At 61.5% G+C, this 21,145-nt stretch carries 23 protein-coding genes; 20 read left to right on the forward strand and 3 right to left on the reverse strand.

The features are described 5' to 3' along the window. Window positions 1-2: 2 nt before the first annotated feature. A complete protein-coding gene (locus PMI28_RS01930) occupies window positions 3-773 on the reverse strand; it encodes a ParA family protein (RefSeq protein WP_007992306.1) in 771 nt (256 codons plus the stop codon). A gap of 356 nt (window positions 774-1,129) precedes the next feature. Here PMI28_RS01930 and PMI28_RS01925 point away from each other — a divergent pair, with 356 nt between their 5' ends. The 20 genes from PMI28_RS01925 (at window position 1,130) to PMI28_RS01835 (ending at window position 19,496) form a co-directional block, all read left to right on the forward strand. Further along, window positions 1,130-1,855, forward strand: a complete 726-nt coding sequence (locus PMI28_RS01925; RefSeq protein WP_007992308.1) for a beta-ketoacyl synthase chain length factor — start codon at window positions 1,130-1,132, stop codon at window positions 1,853-1,855. Continuing rightward, on the forward strand, window positions 1,831-2,643 hold the full coding sequence (locus tag PMI28_RS01920; RefSeq protein WP_007992311.1) for a lysophospholipid acyltransferase family protein: 813 nt from the start codon (window positions 1,831-1,833) through the stop codon (window positions 2,641-2,643). Before PMI28_RS01925 ends, PMI28_RS01920 begins: the two co-directional genes overlap by 25 nt. Beyond that, window positions 2,621-2,896, forward strand: a complete 276-nt coding sequence (locus PMI28_RS01915; RefSeq protein WP_007992313.1) for a phosphopantetheine-binding protein — start codon at window positions 2,621-2,623, stop codon at window positions 2,894-2,896. Before PMI28_RS01920 ends, PMI28_RS01915 begins: the two co-directional genes overlap by 23 nt. Before the next feature lie 9 nt (window positions 2,897-2,905). After that, complete coding sequence (locus PMI28_RS01910) at window positions 2,906-3,160, forward strand: acyl carrier protein (RefSeq protein WP_007992314.1); 255 nt, start codon at window positions 2,906-2,908, stop codon at window positions 3,158-3,160. Beyond that, entirely contained in the window at window positions 3,157-3,702 is a 546-nt protein-coding gene (locus PMI28_RS01905) for a hypothetical protein (RefSeq protein WP_007992316.1), read from the forward strand. The genes PMI28_RS01910 and PMI28_RS01905 overlap by 4 nt, the downstream gene beginning before the upstream one ends. Continuing rightward, entirely contained in the window at window positions 3,699-5,378 is a 1,680-nt protein-coding gene (locus PMI28_RS01900; protein ID WP_007992318.1) for an acyl-CoA synthetase family protein, read from the forward strand. The genes PMI28_RS01905 and PMI28_RS01900 overlap by 4 nt, the downstream gene beginning before the upstream one ends. A gap of 146 nt (window positions 5,379-5,524) precedes the next feature. Then, window positions 5,525-6,259: a glycosyltransferase family 2 protein gene (locus tag PMI28_RS01895; RefSeq protein WP_007992320.1), complete on the forward strand. Its 735-nt coding sequence runs from the start codon at window positions 5,525-5,527 to the stop codon at window positions 6,257-6,259. Next, complete coding sequence (locus PMI28_RS01890; RefSeq protein WP_007992322.1) at window positions 6,256-7,197, forward strand: LpxL/LpxP family acyltransferase; 942 nt, start codon at window positions 6,256-6,258, stop codon at window positions 7,195-7,197. The genes PMI28_RS01895 and PMI28_RS01890 overlap by 4 nt, the downstream gene beginning before the upstream one ends. Further along, on the forward strand, window positions 7,178-8,722 hold the full coding sequence (locus PMI28_RS01885) for an HAL/PAL/TAL family ammonia-lyase (RefSeq protein ID WP_007992324.1): 1,545 nt from the start codon (window positions 7,178-7,180) through the stop codon (window positions 8,720-8,722). Before PMI28_RS01890 ends, PMI28_RS01885 begins: the two co-directional genes overlap by 20 nt. Next, on the forward strand, window positions 8,715-9,140 hold the full coding sequence (locus tag PMI28_RS01880; RefSeq protein ID WP_007992325.1) for an acyl-CoA thioesterase: 426 nt from the start codon (window positions 8,715-8,717) through the stop codon (window positions 9,138-9,140). The genes PMI28_RS01885 and PMI28_RS01880 overlap by 8 nt, the downstream gene beginning before the upstream one ends. Continuing rightward, window positions 9,137-9,841 carry an outer membrane lipoprotein carrier protein LolA gene (locus PMI28_RS01875; RefSeq protein WP_033063612.1) on the forward strand — a complete coding sequence of 235 codons (705 nt, stop codon included), beginning with the start codon at window positions 9,137-9,139 and terminating at the stop codon, window positions 9,839-9,841. The genes PMI28_RS01880 and PMI28_RS01875 overlap by 4 nt, the downstream gene beginning before the upstream one ends. Continuing rightward, the gene (locus tag PMI28_RS01870) at window positions 9,825-12,164 is read left to right on the forward strand and encodes an MMPL family transporter (protein ID WP_007992330.1); all 2,340 of its coding nucleotides are present in this window, start codon (window positions 9,825-9,827) and stop codon (window positions 12,162-12,164) included. Before PMI28_RS01875 ends, PMI28_RS01870 begins: the two co-directional genes overlap by 17 nt. Further along, window positions 12,164-13,321, forward strand: coding sequence for a hypothetical protein (locus tag PMI28_RS01865; RefSeq protein WP_007992332.1), 1,158 nt, complete (start codon window positions 12,164-12,166; stop codon window positions 13,319-13,321). The genes PMI28_RS01870 and PMI28_RS01865 overlap by 1 nt, the downstream gene beginning before the upstream one ends. After that, window positions 13,308-14,555, forward strand: a complete 1,248-nt coding sequence (locus PMI28_RS01860; protein WP_007992334.1) for an NAD(P)/FAD-dependent oxidoreductase — start codon at window positions 13,308-13,310, stop codon at window positions 14,553-14,555. The genes PMI28_RS01865 and PMI28_RS01860 overlap by 14 nt, the downstream gene beginning before the upstream one ends. Continuing rightward, on the forward strand, window positions 14,552-15,277 hold the full coding sequence (locus PMI28_RS01855) for a class I SAM-dependent methyltransferase (protein ID WP_007992336.1): 726 nt from the start codon (window positions 14,552-14,554) through the stop codon (window positions 15,275-15,277). Before PMI28_RS01860 ends, PMI28_RS01855 begins: the two co-directional genes overlap by 4 nt. Further along, window positions 15,277-15,894, forward strand: coding sequence for a hypothetical protein (locus PMI28_RS0128970; protein WP_007992338.1), 618 nt, complete (start codon window positions 15,277-15,279; stop codon window positions 15,892-15,894). Before PMI28_RS01855 ends, PMI28_RS0128970 begins: the two co-directional genes overlap by 1 nt. Further along, on the forward strand, window positions 15,891-17,087 hold the full coding sequence (locus tag PMI28_RS01850; protein ID WP_007992341.1) for a beta-ketoacyl-[acyl-carrier-protein] synthase family protein: 1,197 nt from the start codon (window positions 15,891-15,893) through the stop codon (window positions 17,085-17,087). Before PMI28_RS0128970 ends, PMI28_RS01850 begins: the two co-directional genes overlap by 4 nt. Then, window positions 17,084-17,545 (forward strand): hotdog family protein, encoded by a 462-nt coding sequence (locus tag PMI28_RS01845; protein ID WP_007992344.1) that lies wholly within the window; start codon window positions 17,084-17,086, stop codon window positions 17,543-17,545. The genes PMI28_RS01850 and PMI28_RS01845 overlap by 4 nt, the downstream gene beginning before the upstream one ends. Beyond that, window positions 17,542-18,270 carry a 3-oxoacyl-ACP reductase FabG gene (fabG, locus tag PMI28_RS01840; protein ID WP_007992346.1) on the forward strand — a complete coding sequence of 243 codons (729 nt, stop codon included), beginning with the start codon at window positions 17,542-17,544 and terminating at the stop codon, window positions 18,268-18,270. Before PMI28_RS01845 ends, fabG begins: the two co-directional genes overlap by 4 nt. Beyond that, window positions 18,270-19,496, forward strand: a complete 1,227-nt coding sequence (locus PMI28_RS01835; RefSeq protein ID WP_007992348.1) for a beta-ketoacyl-ACP synthase — start codon at window positions 18,270-18,272, stop codon at window positions 19,494-19,496. The genes fabG and PMI28_RS01835 overlap by 1 nt, the downstream gene beginning before the upstream one ends. Window positions 19,497-19,749: 253 nt before the next feature. Here the strand turns inward: PMI28_RS01835 and PMI28_RS01830 are convergent, their stop codons facing one another. Together PMI28_RS01830 and PMI28_RS01825 are read right to left on the reverse strand one after the other, a co-directional pair. Next, window positions 19,750-20,013: a DUF6124 family protein gene (locus PMI28_RS01830; RefSeq protein ID WP_007992350.1), complete on the reverse strand. Its 264-nt coding sequence runs from the start codon at window positions 20,011-20,013 to the stop codon at window positions 19,750-19,752. A gap of 458 nt (window positions 20,014-20,471) precedes the next feature. Further along, window positions 20,472-20,915, reverse strand: coding sequence for a DUF2846 domain-containing protein (locus tag PMI28_RS01825; RefSeq protein WP_007992352.1), 444 nt, complete (start codon window positions 20,913-20,915; stop codon window positions 20,472-20,474). Window positions 20,916-21,145 lie beyond the last annotated feature (230 nt).

The following is a 21,145-nucleotide window of genomic DNA, read 5'->3' on the forward strand; positions in this document are numbered from 1 at the left end:
AATCAGGCGTTTTCCAGCAGGTTATGCAGCTCGACAAATTGCTGGGTCAGCTTGTGCCGCGGGTCGAGATGGATCAGCGGCGTATTGGCCTGGTGGGATTCGCGCATGCGTACCGAGCTGGCCAGGTACACCGGCAGCACCGGCAGGCCCTCCGCGATCAGTTCGTCGAGGATTTGCTGAGGCAGGCTGGCGCGGGCCTGGAACTGGTTGACGACGATGCCTTCGACTTCCAGGCTTTCGTTGTGGTCTTCCTTCAATTCTTCGATTTCTGCCATCAGGCCGTACAATGCCTGGCGTGAAAAACTGTCGCAGTCGAAAGGAATCAACACGCGATCGGCCGCGATCAGCGCCGAAACCGCGTAAAAATTCAATGCCGGCGGGGTATCGAGGTAAATCCGGTCATAGTCTTCGCTCAGCTCTTCAAGCAACTTACGCAGTTTGTTGATCTTGTGCTTGGCTTCAAGCTTTGGCTGCAAGTCCGCCAACTCGGCGGTGGCGGTCACGACATGGAGGTTATCGAACGGGGTTTCGTAGATGTCGACCTGATTCTTCTTGGAGAACGGCCCGGAAGACAGCGTCTGCTTGAAAAAATCGGCGATGCCCATCGGGATATCGCTACCGGTGAGCCCCGTCAGGTACTGAGTGGAGTTGGCCTGGGCGTCGAGGTCCACCAACAGGGTGCGAAAGCCCTCGCTGGCACTGACCGCCGCCAGATTGCAGGCGATGCTGGATTTGCCAACGCCACCTTTCTGATTGAACACCACGCGCCGCATGTCAAAACCTCCGTGTACCAAAGAATGACCGAGTGTAGTGGTCCACGGCGCTGCTTCGCTACCTTGTCGGTCAAGGGACTACGCAGTCAGTTGCCTTGTCTTGCTTGAAAAGCCCTGAACGGCCCGTTGATTCGACGCCAGAACCGACAGACGGGGTAATGAATTTGTGAATAATTACCAATCGTTGATTTTTTTGCGCGTCAGCCGCTTCATCTTGCTGAGCAAAATGTAACCAGCATTTGCTACACGTTCCCGGCACCGGGATAATGCGCGCCACTCGGCGCCAAACGCCGCGCAGGGCGAGTCTCGGCTCTCGGCCACTCCCCGCGTCAAGTAAGCCCGTAAGGGTGGGATGAATGTCTGTGATCAACTTCAACATCGCCCAATGGCGCGCCTGGGCCCCGGGGCTTGATAGCGTGAACGACTGGCAGGCCTGGAGCCGACAACCGGTCGTGCCGCCGGACAGCGGTGCCGCTCCCGACGTTTCGTTTCTGCCGGCCATGCAGCGTCGGCGGCTCAGCCGCCTGGCACGGATGGCATTCAGTGTCGGCTGGCCATTGGCCGAAGGTCGGCAGGATCTGCCATTGGTCTTTGTTTCCCGTCACGGCGAAACGCCTCGCACGGTCGACATTCTCAGTGATCTGGCCGCTGATGAGCCGCTGTCGCCGACCCAGTTCAGCTTGTCTGTGCATAACGCGATTATTGGTTTGTGGTCGATCATGCGGGGTGAAACCAGCGAAATGACGGCCCTGGCTGCCGCAGGCGACGGCCTGGAACACGGCATGCTGGAAGCTGCCGCGCTGTTGGCTGAAGGCGCTCCTGCGGTACTGCTGGTGATCACCGAAGAGCAGCCGCCGGAGGCTTACTCAACCTGGATCAACGACGTGCCGTTCCCGTATGCCGTCGGCCTGCTGATTACCCCCGGTACCGACTGGCAGTTGTCCCTGAACAGCCCGTCGGATGCGTTGTCCAAATCCCGCTGGCCACATGCGCTGAATCTGCTGCGTATGCTGCTCGGCCAGCAAACCACCTGCCAACATGCCTGGAAAAATCGTGTATGGACCTGGCAACGCAACCCGTGACCGAGAAAAACCGCGACGCCTATTACTGGCGCTTGCTGGCCACCGCCGCGAGCTTTGCCCTGTTCGGGTTGGGCGGGCTGTGCCTGCGCCTGGCGATTTTCCCTGTGCTGAACTGCCTGCCAGGCGACGCCCAGGCCCATCGGCTGCGGGCCCGGCAAACGGTCAGCCGCTGTTTCTGGATTTTTGTGCGTTTCATGGCCCGTACCGGGGTGCTGACGTACAACATTGAAGGCGCGGAAAAACTCGGTCGTCCCGGGCAGATGATCATGGCCAATCACCCGTCGCTGATCGACGTGGTGTTTCTGATCGGCCTGGTGCGTCACGCCAACTGCGTGGTCAAGCAAAGCCTCTGGGAAAACCCTTTCACCCGCGGACCGCTGCGCTGCACCGAATACATCAGCAACGACGGCAGCATGGACATGCTCGACGCGGCCGCCGACGCGCTGAAAGAAGGTCAGACCCTGATCATTTTCCCCGAAGGTACGCGCACCCGGCCCGGCCAGGCGCCGGCCTTTCATCGGGGCGGCGCGGCAATCGCCCTGCGTGGTGCGAAAATCCTCACCCCGGTCATTATCAAGGTCAGCCCGACCACATTGACCAAGGCCGAGCCCTGGTATCGCATCCCCAAACGGCGCGTGCACTTTAGTTTTCGGGTTGGGGCCGATATAGACCCACAGGCCTTCGCCTCGCTGGGGCCGGCTCCGCAAGCCTCGCGCAAGCTCAACGATTATTTGCATTCTTACTTTATCAAGGAGCTCGCCGAAGATGAGCGATCTGTACACCCATAGCCTGGTGCTGGAAATCAAAGAACTGATCATCGACGCCCTGGGCCTCGAAGACATCAGTGCCGAAGACATCAGCAATGACCAGACGCTGTTCGGCGAAGGCCTGGGCCTGGACTCGGTGGACGCCCTGGAACTGGGCCTGGCCATCCAGAAAAGGTACGGCATCAAAATCGACGCCGATGCCAAAGACACACGCAATCACTTCAGTAACGTGGCGAGCCTTGCGGCGTTCGTCACCGCAAAACAGGCAGCTTGAGACCGGACCATGCAAACTCGTGACGACATTTTCAACACCCTGCGCGATGCCTTGGTCGAGCTCTTCGAACTGGATCCCGAACGTGTGAGCCTCGAATCCAACCTGTATCAGGACCTGGAAATCGACAGCATCGACGCGGTCGACCTGATTGATCACATCAAACGCCAGACCGGCAAGAAAATCGCTGCCGAAGAATTCAAATCGGTGCGTACCGTCAGTGACGTGGTCGAGGCGGTCTATCGTCTGGTTCAACCGGCCGCATGAGCCGCTTGATTGGCCTCGGCCTGCTGCTGGCGGGCCTTTTGTATCCCTTTGCGGTGTATTTCGGCATGGAGCATTTCGCCCCGTGGCAATTCGGGCTGCTGCTGGGTGGACTGTGGCTGGCTCGCGCACTGACGGGAAAACGACAACCGGGCAGTTTGTGGATGGCCACGGTGGCCATTGTGTTCTGTCTGTTGCTGGCACTGTTCGACAGCCCGGCGCTGCTGCGCTGGTACCCGGTGTTGATCAGCGGTTTCATGTTGGTGCTGTTCGGATCGAGCCTGACATTTGGCCCACCGATCGTCGAACGCCTGGCCCGGGTGCGCGAGCCGCAATTGCCGGACGAGGGGATTCGCTATACCCGTCAGGTGACCATCGCCTGGAGCGTCTTTTTTCTTTGCAACGGTGTGTGCGCCGCCGCCCTGACACTGTGGGCGCCGCTGAGCTGGTGGACGCTGTACACCGGTCTGATTTCCTACGGATTGATAGGCCTGATGTTTGCCATTGAATGGCTCATACGACAAAGGGTACGAGGCCGCCCATGAATTGGATAAAACTTGAGCACCTGCTGCTCAAGGCTCAGCCGGAGCGCGCCGTAACGACCGGTCCGGCACTGGATCACGCCCAACTGTGCGAACAGGCGCTGCGTCTGGCCGCCGGCCTGCAAGCCCGGGGTGTGCGGCAGATGGCCGTGCACCTTGAAGATGCCGCTGATCTGGCGGTCGCGTTGCTTGGTGCCTGGCGTGCCGGGGTCAGTGTGCTGCTGCCGTCTGACCTGCAACCGCAGACCCGCCAGCGCTGGTCAGGTGAAGTTGATCTGTGGTTGAGCGATCAGCCCGACGATGAGCACCTGAGCGACTTTCGTCATCCGCCGCTGAGTGCGACAGCGCTGGATCTCGATCACTGCCAACTCAGCCTGTGCACATCCGGTTCCAGTGGCGAACCCAAGCGCATCGAAAAAAAACTGCGCCAACTGGCCAATGAAGTCGAAGCCCTGGAGCAGTTATGGGGCGCTGATCTTGGCCAGGCATGCATTATCGGCAGCGTTGCCACCCAGCATATCTATGGCCTGCTATTCCGGGTGCTGTGGCCGCTGTGTGCCGGACGCCCGTTCGTACGCAAGCAGCTGGCGTTCCCGGAAGACCTGCAGCGCGCCAGCCGCGAATACCCGGCCTTCGCCTGGGTGGCCAGCCCCGCGTTGCTCAAGCGCATGGGCGACAACCTCGACTGGCCTGCCTTGAGCTCCGTACGCCGGGTGTTTTCCTCCGGCGGTGCATTGCCGGTCGAGGCCGCACAGAGCCTGCATGAGCGTCTGGGGCAATGGCCAACGGAGATTTTCGGCAGTTCGGAAACCGGCGGCATCGCCTGGCGTCAGGGCGCTGAACTCTGGCAGCCCTTTGCCGATGTCACGCTGACTCAAGACGGTGATGGTGCGCTGCTGATCGCTTCGCCCTACTTGCCTGGCGGCCATGTCGAACAGACTGCCGATTCAGCACGCATCGCCGTCGATGGTCGCTTCGAATTGCTCGGGCGACTGGACCGGATCGTCAAACTGGAAGAAAAACGCATCTCGCTGCCGATGCTGGAACAAGCGCTGATGGCTCATGAATGGGTCGTCGAAGCGCGGCTCGGCGTCGTTCAGGAAAACCGTGCCTCCCTGGGGGCGTTGCTGGTGCTGAGCGAGGCCGGTCTGCATGTTCTGCGCAATCAGGGTCGACGCAGCCTCACCGAGCAATTGCGCCAGCACCTGAGCCAACACTGCGAAGCCCTGGCCCTGCCAAGACGCTGGCGCCTGCTGCGACAAATGCCGCTGAACACCCAGGGCAAACTGCCCCAGGCCGACGTCGACGCCCTGCTGTTGGCGCCGCGCCCCAAAGCCCCGGAGGTGCTGGAACAAGTCGAAAGCAATGGTGAATGGAGCCTGCAACTGGCCGTGCCACCGGACCTGGCCTATTTCAGCGGTCATTTCCCCAAGGTGCCGGTATTGCCTGGTGTGGTGCAGGTGGACTGGGCGCTGAGCCTGGGCCAGCAACTGATGAACCTGCCGGAAAAATTCGCCGGCATGGAAGTCTTGAAGTTCCAGCAACTGGTGCGCCCTGGAGATGAAGTCCAGCTGCACCTGCGCTTCGACCCGGCGCGCGGCAAATTGTATTTCGCCTATCGCAATGAAACCGCCACTTGCTCAAGCGGGCGGATCTTGCTGGAGGCGGCGCATGTATAAGTTTGGTGAGTGCTGCGCACTCATTCGCGAGCAAGTCGAATCGTCGCACCGCCGCTCCCACACTGGATTGGTGAACGACACATCCCCCCTGTGGGAGCGGGCTTGCTCGCGAAGCAGACACCACGGTCCCTCAGGTGTACACCAACATGCATAGCCCCTGCGCCATTGTCCCGGTGTACAACCACGAAACGGCCATCACCACCGTAGTCGATGCCCTGATCGCCAGCCATCTGCCGTGCATTCTGGTGGACGATGCCAGCAGCCCACGCTGCGCCCGGGTGCTGGATCGTCTGGCCCAACGTGAAATGGTTTACCTGATCCGCCTCGCCGAAAACCAGGGCAAGGGTGGCGCGGTCATGACCGGCTTGCGCGAAGCTTCGCGTCTGGGCTTCAGCCACGCCCTGCAGGTGGATGCCGATGGCCAGCACGATTTGCAGGACGTCAAACGCTTCATCGAACATTCACGCGCCCACCCAGAGGCGGTGATTTGTGGCTACCCGCAGTACGACGCCAGCGTGCCGAAAGGCCGTTTATATGCGCGCTACCTGACGCACGTCATGGTCTGGATCAATACCCTGTCGTTGCAGATTCGTGACTCCATGTGCGGTTTCCGGGTTTACCCCTTACCGCCAGTTCTGGCGTTGATCGAGTCAGCGAAAATCGGCAAGCGCATGGACTTCGACTCGGACATCCTGGTGCGCCTGGCCTGGCGCAATCAGCCGATGCAATGGCTGCATACCAAAGTCCACTATCCGCTGGACGGTGTTTCGCATTTTCGGATGTTCCACGACAACGTGCTGATTTCCAGCATGCACACGCGGCTGTTCTTCGGCATGTTGCTGCGTGCGCCGATGATCCTCTGGCGACGGTGGCGAGCATGAGCGCAGACAATCAACACTGGGCCGACCGCGAAGAGCGGGGCAGTTTCTGGCTGATGAAACTCACCGCGTTCGGCGCCAAAGTGCTGGGCCGGCGCCTGCTGAGCCCGTTGTTATACGGCATCGTGTTGTACTTTTTCCTGTTCGGTCGCAGCGCCCGCAAAAGCGCCTGGCAATATCAGCAACGCCTGGCCGACTGGAGCGATCGCAGCGAATTGCTCCCGACCCATTGGCGAGTGTTCGGCCAGTTCATGGCCTTCGCCGATTCCATGCTCGACAAACTCGACGTATGGAACGGCAAGCTGAGCATCGAGCAAATCGAAATCGTCGACCCGGCATTGCTGCGTCACCAGTTGCGCGGTGCCCGCGGGCAGATGCTGGTGGGCGCACACCTGGGCAATCTGGAAGTCTGCCGCGCACTGGCGGAAATCGGCGAGAAGGTCACGATGAACGTGCTGGTGCACACCAAGCACGCCGAACAGTTCAATCGATTGCTGGGCGAGGCCGGGGCAACCAACCTGCGCCTGATCCAGGTCAGCGAACTGGACCCGGGGATCATGCTGCAATTGAGCGAACGCCTGGAGCGCGGCGAGTGGCTGGCGATTGCCGGCGACCGCGTGCCATTGCATGGCGGACGCAGCGTGACCGTGGACTTCCTCGGTCATCCGGCCAGGTTCCCCCAAGGCCCGTGGTTGCTGGCCGGCCTGCTGAAATGCCCGATCAACTTGCTGTTGTGCCTGAAAAAGCCCGACGGCGACTATCGACTGACCATTGAGCCGTTCGCTGACGCAATCACCTGGAAACGCAGCGACCGCGAGCAGGTCATTCATCAGTGGGCCTCCCGCTACGCCGAGCGCCTGAGTCACTATTGCCTCGAAGCGCCCCAACAATGGTTCAACTTTTACCCTTTCTGGAAGACCGATGACGACGCCAACGCTTGAGCCGGTAACCTTCGGCGAACTCCCTTTGCGCATCGAAGACGTGCTGGCCCTGGCCAACCGTCAGGTGCCGACGCAGTTACAGGGCGATCCCGAGTTCCGCCGACGCATCGCCAAGGGTGCACAGTTCCTCGATTCCCTGCTGGACAAGGAAGGCGTGATCTACGGCGTGACCACCGGTTATGGCGATTCCTGCGTGGTCGCGGTACCGCTGCATCACGTCGAGGCGCTGCCCCGTCATCTGTTCACCTTCCACGGCTGCGGCTTGGGCAAACTGCTCGACGCCCAGGCCACCCGTGCGGTATTGGCGGCGCGTTTGCAGTCGTTGTGCCACGGTGTTTCCGGAGTCCGCGTGGAGCTGCTGGAGCGCCTGCAAGCGTTCCTTGAACACGACATCCTGCCGCTGATTCCGGAAGAGGGTTCGGTGGGCGCCAGCGGTGACTTGACGCCGCTTTCGTACGTTGCCGCCACACTGTCCGGCGAACGCGAAGTGCTGTTCCGCGGCGAACGCCGGCAGGCTGCCGATGTGCACCGCGAACTCGGCTGGCAGCCACTGGTGTTGCGTCCGAAGGAAGCCCTGGCGCTGATGAACGGCACCGCCGTGATGACCGGTCTGGCCTGCCTGGCTTACGCCCGTGCCGATTACCTGCTGCAACTGGCCACGCGCATCACCGCGCTCAATGTTGTCGCCCTGCAAGGCAACCCGGAACACTTCGACGAACGCCTGTTCGCTGCCAAGCCACATCCAGGGCAGATGCAGGTCGCCGCGTGGCTGCGCAAGGATCTGGCCATCGACGCACCGACCGCACCGTTGCATCGCCTGCAAGACCGCTATTCCCTGCGTTGCGCGCCCCATGTATTGGGCGTACTGGCCGACAGCCTGAACTGGCTGCGCTCGTTCATCGAGATCGAACTCAACAGCGCCAACGACAACCCGATCATCGACGCCGAAGCCGAGCGCGTGCTGCACGGCGGGCACTTCTATGGCGGGCACATCGCATTCGCCATGGACAGCCTGAAAAACCTCGTGGCCAACGTCGCCGACCTGTTGGATCGGCAACTCGCGCTGCTGGTGGACGAGCGTTACAACCATGGTTTGCCCAGCAACCTGTCCGGCGCCACGGCTGACCGCGCCATGCTCAACCACGGCTTCAAGGCAGTACAGATCGGCACCAGTGCCTGGACCGCCGAAGCGCTGAAAAACACCATGCCGGCCAGCGTTTTCTCGCGCTCCACCGAGTGCCACAACCAGGACAAAGTGAGCATGGGCACCATCGCCGCCCGGGATGCGATCCGCGTGCTGGAACTCACCGAACAGGTGGCAGCCGCCACGTTGCTGGCGGCCAATCAGGGCGTCTGGCTACGCGGCCAGGCCGAAGATGCACGACCACTGCCACCCGCTTTGGCCGCCATGCATGAAGCGTTGGCCAAGGACTTCCCACCGGTCATCGAAGACCGCGCGCTGGAAGGCGAATTGCGCCTGTGCCTGCAACGCATCGCCGAACAACACTGGAGGCTGCATGCGTAGCAAGGGATTTCTGCACACCGACACGGAAATCGTCGTACCGTTCTTTGACGTCGACAGCATGCACGTCGTCTGGCACGGCCATTACGTCAAATACCTGGAAGTCGCCCGCTGTGCACTGCTGGACAGGATCGGCCACAACTACACTGCCATGTCCGAGTCAGGCTACGCGTGGCCGGTGATCGACCTGCAATTGCGCTACGTGCGCGGTGCGGTATTCGGCCAGAAACTGAACGTGCGCGCCAACCTGGTGGAATGGGAGAACCGCTTGAAGATCAACTACCTGATCAGCGATCTGCAAACCGGTGAGCGCTTGACCCGGGCCATGTCGGTACAAGTCGCCGTCGACCTCGCCAGCCGCGAGATGCAACTGGCCTCGCCGACCGTGTTCACCGATGCGGTTGAAAGGGTGCTGGCATGATGTTCTGCCACCCCCGCTCCCCTGTAGGAGCGAGCTTGCTCGCGATGGTCGTTAACGATGACACTGGGCGCCTGACAGTCCGCGGCGCCCTCAGGTTTTTCGCGAACAAGCTCGCTCCTACAGTGTTCTGCGTACTACTGGGTATTCCTGGACTGGCTCATGCCTTCGACCTGCAACAACTCAGCGATCAATTGGCAAAGCCCGAGGTGATCCACGGCAATTTCATCCAGGAAAAACACCTGCGTGCCCTGCCCCAGCCGCTGACCAGCAAGGGCACGTTCGTCCTGGCGAAAAACCACGGCTTGTTGTGGCTGCTGAAAACGCCACTGCAACAGGACTATCGCATCACCGCCAAAGGCATCGCCCGGCGTGACGGCATTGTTTGGCAAATGCTGCCGGGCAAAAGCGCCGGTGCCGAGCAGAACCGTTTGTTCCTCGCCGTGCTGCAAGGCGACAGCAGCGGGCTGCAACGGGATTTCGAGTTGTCCCTGAGCGGCGACGCGCAGAACTGGAAGCTCACGCTGGTGCCGCGTTCGATGCTGCTCAAGCAGGTGTTCAACCAGATCAACATTACCGGTGCAGAACTGGTGCACAGTATCCAACTGCTCGAAACCCAGGGCGACAGTACGTTGCTGCGCATGCAGGACAGCACCAGCGCCCAACCGTTGAGCGACGCGGAGCAACATGACTTTGCCGAGTGAACGCTTACTGCCACGGCTGTTCCTGCTCCTGCTGCTGGCAGTACTGGCGCTCGCAGGTTGGCAATGGCATGACGGCGCGCCGCTGTCGGCCAACCTGATGGAACTGGTACCCGGCACGGCGCCCGACGCCCTGGAATTGCGCGCCGAACAACGCATGCAAGAACCGCTGAATCGCGAAATGCTGGTGCTGGTCGGCCACGCCGATCGCCAGCAGGCCGTCGCCATGGCGCAAACCCTCGGCGAGCAATGGCAGGCCAGCGGCTTGTTCGAAAAGGTCCAGTGGACCCTGCAAGCCGACTTGCCGGCGCTGCGCACGCAATTGCTGCAAGGTCGCCTGGCGATGCTCTCGGCGGCGGACCGACAACTGCTGATCGAGCACCCCGACACCTTTATCCAGCAGCGCGTGCAGGCCTTGTTCGACCCGTTCAACGGTTACAGCCTGGTGCCGAGCCAGGATGACTGGCTCGGCCTGACCGGGCGCATCCAGAACAGCCAGCCACAACGCGGTTCGGTGCAACTGGACATCGGCAGTGGCGCCCTGGTCGCCGATGCCGATGGCAAAAGCTGGGTGCTGCTGCGCGCGCGCACCACCGGCAACGCCTTCGATATGAACCTGCCACTGCAGGTGGCCGACTTGCTCAAGCACAGCCGCGAAGAAGCCGCGCAGCACGACGTGCAACTGCTCGCCGCCAGCGGCTTGCTGTACGCAGCCAGCGGACAGCAGCAGGCCACCCGGGAGATGACCTGGGTCGGTGGCGGAGCCACCCTCGGGATTCTGTTGTTGCTGCTATTGGCCTTCCGGCGCTGGCGCGTCTTGCTGGCGTTCGTGCCAGTGCTGGTGGGCATGCTCTTCGGTGCGGTGGCCTGCGTGGCGCTGTTCGGCCATATGCACGTGATGACGCTGGTGCTGGGTTCGAGCCTGATCGGTGTCGCGGTCGACTACCCGTTGCACTACCTGTCCAAGAGTTGGAGCCTGAAACCCTGGCGCAGCTGGCCGGCCCTGCGCATGACCTTGCCCGGGCTAACCCTGAGCCTGATCACCAGCGGTATCGGTTATCTAGCCCTGGCCTGGACACCCTTCCCGGCGCTGACCCAGATTGCCGCGTTCTCTGCCGCCGGTTTGCTCGGCGCCTATTTGTCCGCCGTGTGCCTGTTGCCGGCATTGCTCAAGGGCCTGGACCTGCGCCCGGCGCAGTGGCCATTGCGCGTTTGCGAACTCTTGCTGGACTGCCGCGCAGCGCTGCTCGAACGGGCGAAAACCCCTGTCCTGCTGGCGCTGTTGGTCGCCTTTTGCGTGGGCGGCCTGTTACAGCTGAGCAGCAAAAACGACATCCGCCAGTGGATCAGCGCGCCGCAACAACTGACCGACGAAGCCCGGACTATTGCACGGATCACCGGCTATCAACCCACCAGCCAGTTCTTCCTGATACGCGCCGCCAACCAGCAACAACTGCTCGAACGCCAGACCGCCCTGGGCGAACGGCTGGATCAATTGATTGGCCTGGAAAAGCTCCAGGGTTATCTGTCGCTCAATCAGCTGGTCAGCCCGCCGAACCAACAGCAACAGGTGCGCGAAGCGCTGAGCAAACTGCCGTCGTTCTGGCAACCGTTGCTCGAGATCGGCGTGCCGGGCGAGGCGCTGCAAGCAGAGCTGACGAAGTTACAGGCATTGCCTGCCGTGGACATCGACACCGCGCTCAGCGGCCCGCTGGCAGAACCCTACCGGGCCCTGTGGCTGGGGCCGACCGATGACGGCGTGGCGGCGATGGTCAGTCTGCAAGGCATCAACAACCCGGCCCTGCTGCGACTCCAGGGCGAGGATTTACCCGGCGTGACACTGGTGGATCGACTGGGTGAATTGAACAACGTCTTCGCAGCCACCCAAATCAGTGCCGCCGAACTGAAACTCGCCTCATGCGTATTGATCGTGTTGGTGCTGATCCTGCCGTTCGGCCTCGGCGGGGCGTTGCGTATCGTTGCCCTGCCGCTGTTGGCGGCGTTGTGCAGCCTGGCCAGTCTTGGCTGGCTGGGGCAGCCGTTGACGCTGTTCAGTCTGTTCGGCCTGCTGCTGGTGACGGCGATCAGCGTCGATTACGCGATCCTGATGCGCGAACAGGTCGGCGGCGCCGCCGTGAGCCTGCTGGGCACCTTGCTGGCGGCGTTGACCACCTGGCTGTCGTTCGGTCTGCTGGCGGTGTCGAGCACCCCGGCGGTGAGCAATTTCGGACTGTCGGTGAGCCTCGGCCTGATCTTCAGCTTCCTGCTCGCGCCGTGGGCTGGCCGACAGGTGCATGAGGCCTCTACTGTGGAGCGGGCAGCGTGATGGTCGTTCTGTTCTGGGCAATGGCGCTGGCGTTGTTCGCGGTGGCGACCCGTGCCGGCCGGCATTTTGGCCTGATTCCCATCGTCAGCCAGTTGTTGCTGGCGACCCTCGGCTTGCCGCTGTTGATGTATTTCTGGATCGAGCCGCAATGGCAGTTGAGCGGTGCGCAACTGGTGTCGCCGGACTGGCTGAAGAACCTCTACAGCCTGAGTTTTGCCCTGTTGCTGGGCTACATCCTCAGCGATGTGATCGACCTGCAACTGGATCGCCAGAGCCTGAAAATCGCCCTGCCGAGTTTTTGCATTCCGTTTGCCTGCGGCCTGGCCACGGCAATCTGGCTGTTGCCGGCGCAACCGTGGATCAGCTCGCTGGCCGTCGGCCTGTTGTTCGCCATCACCGCGATTCCGGTGTTGTACCTGTACCTGCGGCACATCGATTACCCGCCCGGCGCCACCCGGCGCCTGGTGCAAACCGCGATCCTCATCGACCTCGCCTGCTGGACCCTGTTTGGTATCGCCCAGGGCAGCCTGCACCTGAGCAGCCTGTTGCTGCCACTGGCCGGTGCCTGCCTGCCTGTGTTGCTGCGGCTGCTGGGCCTGCGCCAGACCTGGCTTTACAGCCTGGGCTTTTTCGCCCTGCTCGTCGTCGCCGAACACTTCAAGCTCAATGCGCTGATTTTCGGCATCGGCTATGTGTTGATCATGGCGGCGTTGAAAGCTCCGTTGGTGCTGCCGTTGCCGGCCTTGTGGATGAGCCGCTTGCAGACGTACATCGCCATCCCGCTGATCCTCACGTTCGGCATCGTGCAGATCAATGTGCACAGCGCGATGGACAGCCTCGGCTGGGTGCAACTGGTCGCCCTGCTGCTGTTGCCGATGCTGAGCAAACTGCTGGGCAACTGGCTCGGCCTCGGCTGGGCCGGGGCCTCGTTCAAGGGTGCCAGTCGCTGGCGGGAAAGCGTGCTGCTGAACATCCGTGGCTTGAGCGAAATCGTTTTTCTCAACCTGCTGCTGCAACAGCAACTGATCAGCCCGCCGCTGTACTTTGCACTGATGCTGATGGGCCTGATCGCAACACTGCTGCCGGCCCTGGCCGGCATGCACCGAATCCCCCTGAAAACCGCTGTCCCGGCAAGGAGCCCCCATGCCAATCGTTGAAATGGAATGTCGCCAGGTTGTGGTCATCGGTGCCGGTCCTTCCGGTGCCATCGCCGCCGCATTACTCAAGCGCAAGGGGCACGATGTACTGGTGATCGAGCGTCAGCATTTTCCACGGTTTTCCATCGGTGAAAGCCTGTTGGCGCACTGCCTGGACTTCGTCGAAGAAGCGGGCATGCTCGACGCCGTCAACGCCGCCGGCTTCCAGCTGAAAACCGGCGCCGCGTTTGCCTGGGGCGATCGTTACAGCGCGTTCGATTTCGGCGAGACGTTCAGCCACGGCAAATCCACGACATTTCAGGTCCAGCGCGCCGATTTCGATAAACTGCTGGCCGATCAGGCCGCGCTGCAAGGCGTGGAAATCCGCTATGGCGAGACCATCGTCAGCGTCGACATCGACCCGGAAAAACCGCAGCTCGGCGTGCGTCGTGAAGACGGTAGCGAATACCGCGTCGAGGCTGCTTTCCTGCTCGATGCCAGTGGCTACGGCCGCGTGCTGCCGCGCTTGCTCGACCTCGAGGCGCCGTCGAACTTTCCGCTGCGTCAGGCCGTGTTCACTCACGTCGAAGACCGTATCGACCACCCGGCCTTCGACCGCAGCAAGATCCTCGTGACCACTCATCCGAGCCAGCGTGACGTGTGGTTCTGGACCATCCCGTTCAGCAACGGGCGCTGCTCGGTCGGCGTGGTCGCCGCAGAGGAACGTTTCGCCGGCCGCAGCGACAATCTGGACGAATGCCTGCGCAGCTTTATCGCCGAAACGCCAAGTCTGGCCAGCGTGTTGCAAAATGCGCAGTGGGATACCGCGGCCCGAACCATCGGCGGTTACTCGGCCAACGTCAAAACCCTGCACGGTCCGGGCTTCGCGCTGCTGGGCAATGCTGCGGAATTCCTCGACCCGGTGTTTTCCTCCGGGGTGACCATCGCCATGCGTTCGGCGAGCATGGCTGCCGGGGTATTGCACCGCCAACTGCTGGGCGAAGCCGTCGACTGGCAAACCGAGTTCGCCGAACCGCTCAAGCGCGGCGTTGACACCTTCCGTTGCTACGTCGAAGGCTGGTACGCCGGGACCTTCCAGGACGTGATTTTCCATGAGAGCAGTTCGCCGGAAATCCGCGGGATGATCAGCTCCATTCTTGCCGGGTATGCCTGGGACCCACGCAACCCGTTCGTCAGCGAAGCCAGACGCCGGTTGAAGGTGATATCAGAGTTCTGTGCAAGGGATGCGTCATGAACTACTTGAGCGACAATTACGTCGAAGAAACCCGTTTCGGTTTGTGGTTCTTGCGCAGCCGGATCTGGCAACACTATGTGCTGCGGCTGGCGATCAATGATTTGCGCGGCCTGTTCAGCGAAGCGCTGCCTGTCAGCCCGGTGCTGCTGGATGCCGGATGCGGCCAGGGCAAGTCATTCCCGCTGCTGCGCCAGGCCTTTGCGCCCGGTCGTCTGATTGGCGTCGATGCTGATCCCCACAGCCTGAACCAGAGCCGCGAAGAAGCGGTCCGTCAGGGCATGGAAGTGGAGTTGATTGGCAGCGACTGCGCCAGCCTCAACCTGCCGGACGCCAGTATCGACCTGCTGTTCTGTCACCAGACCTTCCATCATCTGGTGGAGCAGGAACAGGCACTCGCCGAGTTCTACCGTGTGCTCAAGCCCGGCGGTTATCTGCTGTTCGCCGAATCCACCGAGGCTTACATTGATACCTGGGTGATCCGCTGGTTGTTTCGCCACCCGATGCACGTGCAGAAAAGCGCTGCGCAGTATCTGCAAATGATTCGCCAGCAGGGTTTCGAATTTACCGCGCAAAACGTGTCTTATCCGTACTTGTGGTGGAGTCGCGCCAAGGATTTTGGCCTGCTCGAATACTTGGGTGTGTGCAAGCCAAAACCCTTTGGCCAACGGGAAGAAACCCTGGTCAATGTAGTGGCGCGCAAACCTTTTGAAGGAACTGTGTGATGTTCATTGCCAGTCGCTTGAAATACCAAACCTGTGGGAGCGGGCTTGCTCGCGAAAGCGGTGGGTCAGTCAATATCAATGCTGAATGCATCGCCGCTTTCGCGAGCAAGCCCGCTCCCACAGGGGTAGTTGGTGTGTTGCGACTTCTGTTGGTCGTCGCGGCCCTGCTGCTGAGCGCCTGCGCCGGCCGGGCGCCGCTGCCCGTGCACAATCCGGATCTGTCGTTGCCGTTGCAATTGCACATCCAGCGCCTGCAGGCCGAAAATCGCCAGGACTGGGTGCTGGTGATCCAGCGCGAAGAGCCCGGTATTCGCTGGTCGATGATGGACCTGTTGGGCATTCCCCAGGCACGCCAGAAATTGATCGATAAAACCTGGGAGTCCGATGGTTTCTTGCCACCCAATCCGGAAGCCCGGGAGCTGTTCGCGGCGCTGCTGTTTGCGCTGACGCCGAAAGATGAACTGGCGGCCAACTATCCCGGCGCCTGGCAACACGGCAAACAACGGTCCCTGCCCGAGCGCTGGGACATCCGCTACGCACAACCGCAGAATTTTGAATTGCAGTTTCCGAAAGGTCCGACCTATCAAGTCACGCCCCTGAGCGGTGAAACGCCATGACGGCTTACCTCAATGCCCTCGGTTTGGTCTGCGCTCTGGGCCGCGGCAAGCAGGAAGTCGCGCGCAACCTGTTTGCCGGCGACTGCTCCGGCATGCGCGAAGCCGCGGGATGGGTGCCAGAGCGATCGTTGCCGGTCGGTGCAGTCCATGGCGAGTTGCCAGCGATCCCGGCCGCACTGTCCAGGCATCACAGCCGCAACAATCAATTGTTGCTGGAAGCCGCGCTGCAAATCCGCCAGGACATCGACAGCGCGATCCAGACGTACGGCCGCGGCCGCATCGGTATCGTGCTCGGCACCAGCACTTCGGGTATCGACGAAGCCAGCCAGGGCCTGGCCCATTACCTGCGCGAGCAGCAGTTCCCGCCTGAGTACGACTACCAGCAACAAGAGCTCGCTGCGCCGGCGAACTTCCTCGCCGAGTGGCTGCAATTGAGCGGGCCGGCCTATGTCATTTCCACGGCCTGTACCTCTAGCGCCCGGGCACTGATGAGCGCCCGGCGCCTGTTGGATCTGGGCGTCTGCGACGCGGTGCTGTGCGGCGGTGTCGACACCCTGTGCAAACTGACACTCAATGGTTTCCATGCACTGGAAGCGGTGTCCGGGCAACGCTGCAATCCGTTCTCGGTGAACCGCAACGGCATCAACATCGGCGAAGCAGCGGTGCTGTTCCTGATGACCCGCAGCGCGGGCGACAAGCAAGCGATTGCCCTGCTCGGCAGCGGCGCCAGCTCCGATGCGCACCATATTTCCGCGCCGGAACCCACCGGCCGCGGCGCCCTGCAAGCCATGCGCAAAGCCCTGGACCGCGCCAACCTGCAACCGGAGCAGATCACTTACCTGAACCTGCACGGCACCGCCACCCAGCACAACGACGCCATGGAAAGCCAGGCCGTGGCGACGCTGTTCCCGGCCGGCGTACCCTGCTCGTCGAGCAAACCGATGACCGGCCACACCCTCGGGGCCGCCGGCGCACTGGAAGCGGCGTTCTGCTGGTTGAGCCTGAGTACGGACAACGCCGGGCATGCCCTGCCCCCCCATGTGTGGGACGGTCAACCCGACCCGCAACTGCCTGCACTGAATTGGGTGACCCCGGCCACGCGCCTGGCGTCCATTGCACCGCGCTACCTGATGAGCAATTCCTTCGCCTTCGGTGGCAACAACGTCAGCCTGATAATCGGAGACGCCCCATGATTGACTGGCCGCTCGCCGAACTGCTGCCCCACGCTGGCGACATGATCCTTATCGATCAGATCCTGGCGTTTGATGAAGAGCAGATTCACACCCGTCTGACCGTCAAGCCCGATGGCCTGTTCAACCGCCCCGACGGTGGTCTGCCGGCCTGGGTCGGCATCGAACTGATGGCCCAGAGCGTGGCCGCCTTCGCCGGTTGCCATGCGCGTCAGCGCGGTGATGCGGTGGAGTTGGGTTTCCTGCTCGGCAGCCGCAAGTTTGAATGCAACGTTGAAAGTTTTCCCGCCGGCACCGAGTTGACCATCCATGGCATCCGCTCCCTGGAAGACGATAACGGCATGGGCGTGTTCGAATGCCACATCAACGCCCCCGGCATTCACGCCAGCGCCCGTCTGAACGTGTACCGCCCACCCCAGGCTACTCAATATCTCCATGAATCCGAAGGAGTCCAGTCATGACTGAATCCGTACTGGTCACCGGTTCCAGCCGTGGCATCGGCCGCGCAATTGCCTTGCGTCTGGCCCAGGCAGGGCACGACATCGTGCTGCATTGCCGCAGCGGCCTGGCGGATGCCGAAGCTGTCAAAGCCGAAATCGAGACCTTGGGCCGTCGTGCGCGCATCCTGCAGTTCGACGTGTCCGACCGTGCCCGTTGCAAAGAAACTCTCGAAGCCGACGTGGAAACACATGGCGCCTATTACGGCGTGGTACTTAACGCCGGCCTGACCCGCGACGGAGCCTTTCCAGCGCTGAGCGAGGACGATTGGGATGTAGTGATGCGCACCAATCTCGACGGTTTCTACAACGTGCTGCACCCGGTGATGATGCCGATGATCCGGCGTCGCGCCGCCGGGCGAATTGTCTGCATCACCTCGGTTTCGGGGCTGATCGGCAACCGTGGCCAGGTCAACTACAGCGCCTCCAAGGCCGGGTTGATCGGCGCGGCCAAGGCATTGGCGATCGAACTGGGCAAGCGCAAAATCACCGTTAACTGTGTTGCACCCGGCCTGATCGACACAGCCATGCTCGACGAAAACGTGCCGCTGGAAGAACTGATGAAAATGATCCCCGCACAACGCATGGGCACCCCTGAAGAGGTGGCCGGCGCGGTGAATTTCCTGATGTCGGCAGAAGCCTCGTACATCACCCGGCAGGTTCTGGCCGTCAACGGAGGCCTGTGCTGATGAAGCGCGTCGTCGTCACCGGCATGGCCGGCATTACCTCGCTGGGCAATGACTGGGAAACCATCGCCGGCAACTTCGCGGCCAACCGCAGCGGCATCCGCCGGATGGACGAGTGGGATCGCTTTACCGAGCTCAACACCCGTCTTGCCGGCCCCGTCGATGACTTCAAGGTGCCGAGCCACTGGACCCGCAAGCAACTGCGCAGCATGGGCCGGGTTTCGCGGCTGGCTGTGGGCGCGGCGGAGATGGCGCTGGCCGATGCCGGCCTGTTGGGTGACGAGTCGATCAAGGACGGGCGCATGGGCGTCGCCTGCGGTTCCTCCACCGGCAGCACCGACGAGATCAAGGCCTTCGGCAACATGCTGCTCAACTCGGTGGCCGAGGGACTGAACGCCAATTCCTACGTGCGGATGATGCCGCACACCACGGCAGCCAATATCAGCATCTTCTTCGGCCTCACCGGTCGCCTGATTCCCACCTCCAGCGCCTGCACCAGCGGCAGCCAGGGCATCGGCTATGCCTACGAGGCGATCAAGTTCGGCCGCCTGCCGCTGATGCTCGCCGGCGGTGCCGAAGAACTGTGCCCCACCGAAGCCATGGTCTTCGACGCGCTCTACGCCACCAGCCTGAAAAACGACACCCCACAACGCAGCCCGCGCCCGTACGACTCCGCACGCGACGGCCTGGTCATCGGTGAAGGCGGCGGCATGCTGGTGCTCGAAGAACTGGAGCACGCCCTGGCGCGCGGTGCGCACATCCATGCCGAAATCGTCGGTTTCGGCAGCAACGCCGACGGCCAGCACACCACCCGCCCCGAACAAGTCACCATGCGCCGGGCCATGGAACTGGCCCTGGAAGACGCCGGGCTGAAACCTTCGGACATCGGCTACGTCAACGGCCACGGCACCGCCACCGAACAGGGCGACATTGCCGAAACCCTGGCCACCAGCAGCCTGTTCGGCGAGCACATGCCGATCAGCTCGCAGAAGAGCTTCCTCGGCCACACCCTCGGCGCCTGCGGTGCGCTGGAGTCCTGGTTCAGCATCGAAATGATGAACCGCGACCTCTACGCCCACACCTTCAACCTCGACGAAGTCGACCCGCATTGCGGCAAGCTCGACTACCTGCGCGGCGAGTTTCGGCAGATGAGTAATCAGTACGTGATGAACAACAACTTTGCGTTTGGCGGGGTGAATACTTCGCTGATTTTCAAGCGCTGGCCGTAACAAGGCAATTTGAAGAATTACCGGTAAGCAATGAATAACCTGTGGCGAGGGAGCTTGCTCCCGCTGGACTGCGCAGCAGTCCCCTTTTGGGGCCGCTACGCGCCCCAGCGGGAGCAAGCTCCCTCGCCACAATAGGGTCTTTCTCAAACAGGTCGACTTAGCATCGACCTGTCTGGCTCTGCGATGGCTGGTTGCCCAGGATCCTCAAAGTCTCACAAGCCCCTTTTGGGAACGATCAGTTACCAGTGATTTACTAGCGCGAGTCGAGGTTATCCAACACCCGATTCACCGCCATTTCCCCCAGCATGATCGACTGCTGGATGCCCAGCAGGGTGTGGCCCTGCGATCCCTTCAGGTCTCTGGCGAAATCACTCGCCATGACGTTTGCCGAGGCCAGCGACACGCAGGCGTATTCCAGCAGGGTGTGGTTATCGATATCGGGGGCGATGAGGAAGAGGGGACTGGGTTGGTGTGGCGCGTCCGGATCGGTATCCGGTGGATTTGGCGTATTGGTCATGACTCAGCGTCCTGAAAGTGGGCGGCCACACCGAATCGCTACTGATCATCAGGGTGGCAGCTGTACGCAGGTTAGCAGACCGGCCGAAGCGAAACCGGCGCGCCCGAAGGCGCCCTGCGCACAGCTACCGTCAAGGGCAGGTATGGACATACCTGCCTATCAGGAGCGCAAATGCGCTTTACTTCGATACGAGCTGCTAAACCCGATCACTGACCATCAGTGACGCGAATCAAGTTAGCGATGGCCCCCAAAGCGCACAAGCCGGCGGATTCTGGAGTAGTTGTAGGCAGTGCCGCAAGGCGCTGTAGCCTTTGCGCAGGATTTCAGAAATGTCCCACGATTGGGGGTAAAGCATCCTGCTGGATTGGACATTCCAGGTCCGTACAGGTGGGCTTTTTTGTGCTCTCTCGGACAAAGCGAATCAACCCCCGCGCTGTGTGCGGGGGTTGTCGGTACGCTTACTGAGCTTGAATCAGTTTGCTTTCAGCGACGCCGGCACGGCCGGTCTGGTCGTCGACGACTTGCAGGCGGTTACGCGCCTTGATGAAACCCACTTTCACTTCCTGCCAGACAAAGTAATTTTTGCCCGCTTCAGCGGTGAGTTTCAGTTCCGAATCGTTTTCTGCGGAAGATACCAAGGTCTGCTGACCGGCCGGGACCGAAAGCATCAGATAAGACTTGGCGACGGTCTGGCCTACAGGCTTGCCGTTCAGCGCCACCGGCATTTTCACGCCGGCGCCCATGCTTTCGTTGCGATACACGTAGATGTGGGCTTTATCCGGGGCCACCTGGAATGTTTTGGCCTGAGCGTCCTGGCTTTCATCCGCCATTTTTACCGAAGCACAACCACCAGTCAGAGCGGTCAGTGCCAGCAAAGCGGTGAAGGTTAACTGCTTGAACATCCTGTTTCTCCATAGTTTGATGAATGCAGAAACAATTATCGGCCGATCCGATCAAGGCTAAAGGCCACCACTCTAAATCCACTCGAACAAAACGCTCACCAATGCCAATGGGTGTGGCCAACTGAAATGAAAAAGGCGCCTTTTGGACTAATGGTAATGCGATCTGTAGCAGCTGCCGAGCCCGCGAGGCTGCGTCCGGCTGCGAAGCAGTCGTGAGTCCAGCTGACGCG

This window comes from Pseudomonas sp. GM48, assembly GCF_000282335.1.
Classification (GTDB): Bacteria; Pseudomonadota; Gammaproteobacteria; order Pseudomonadales; family Pseudomonadaceae; genus Aquipseudomonas.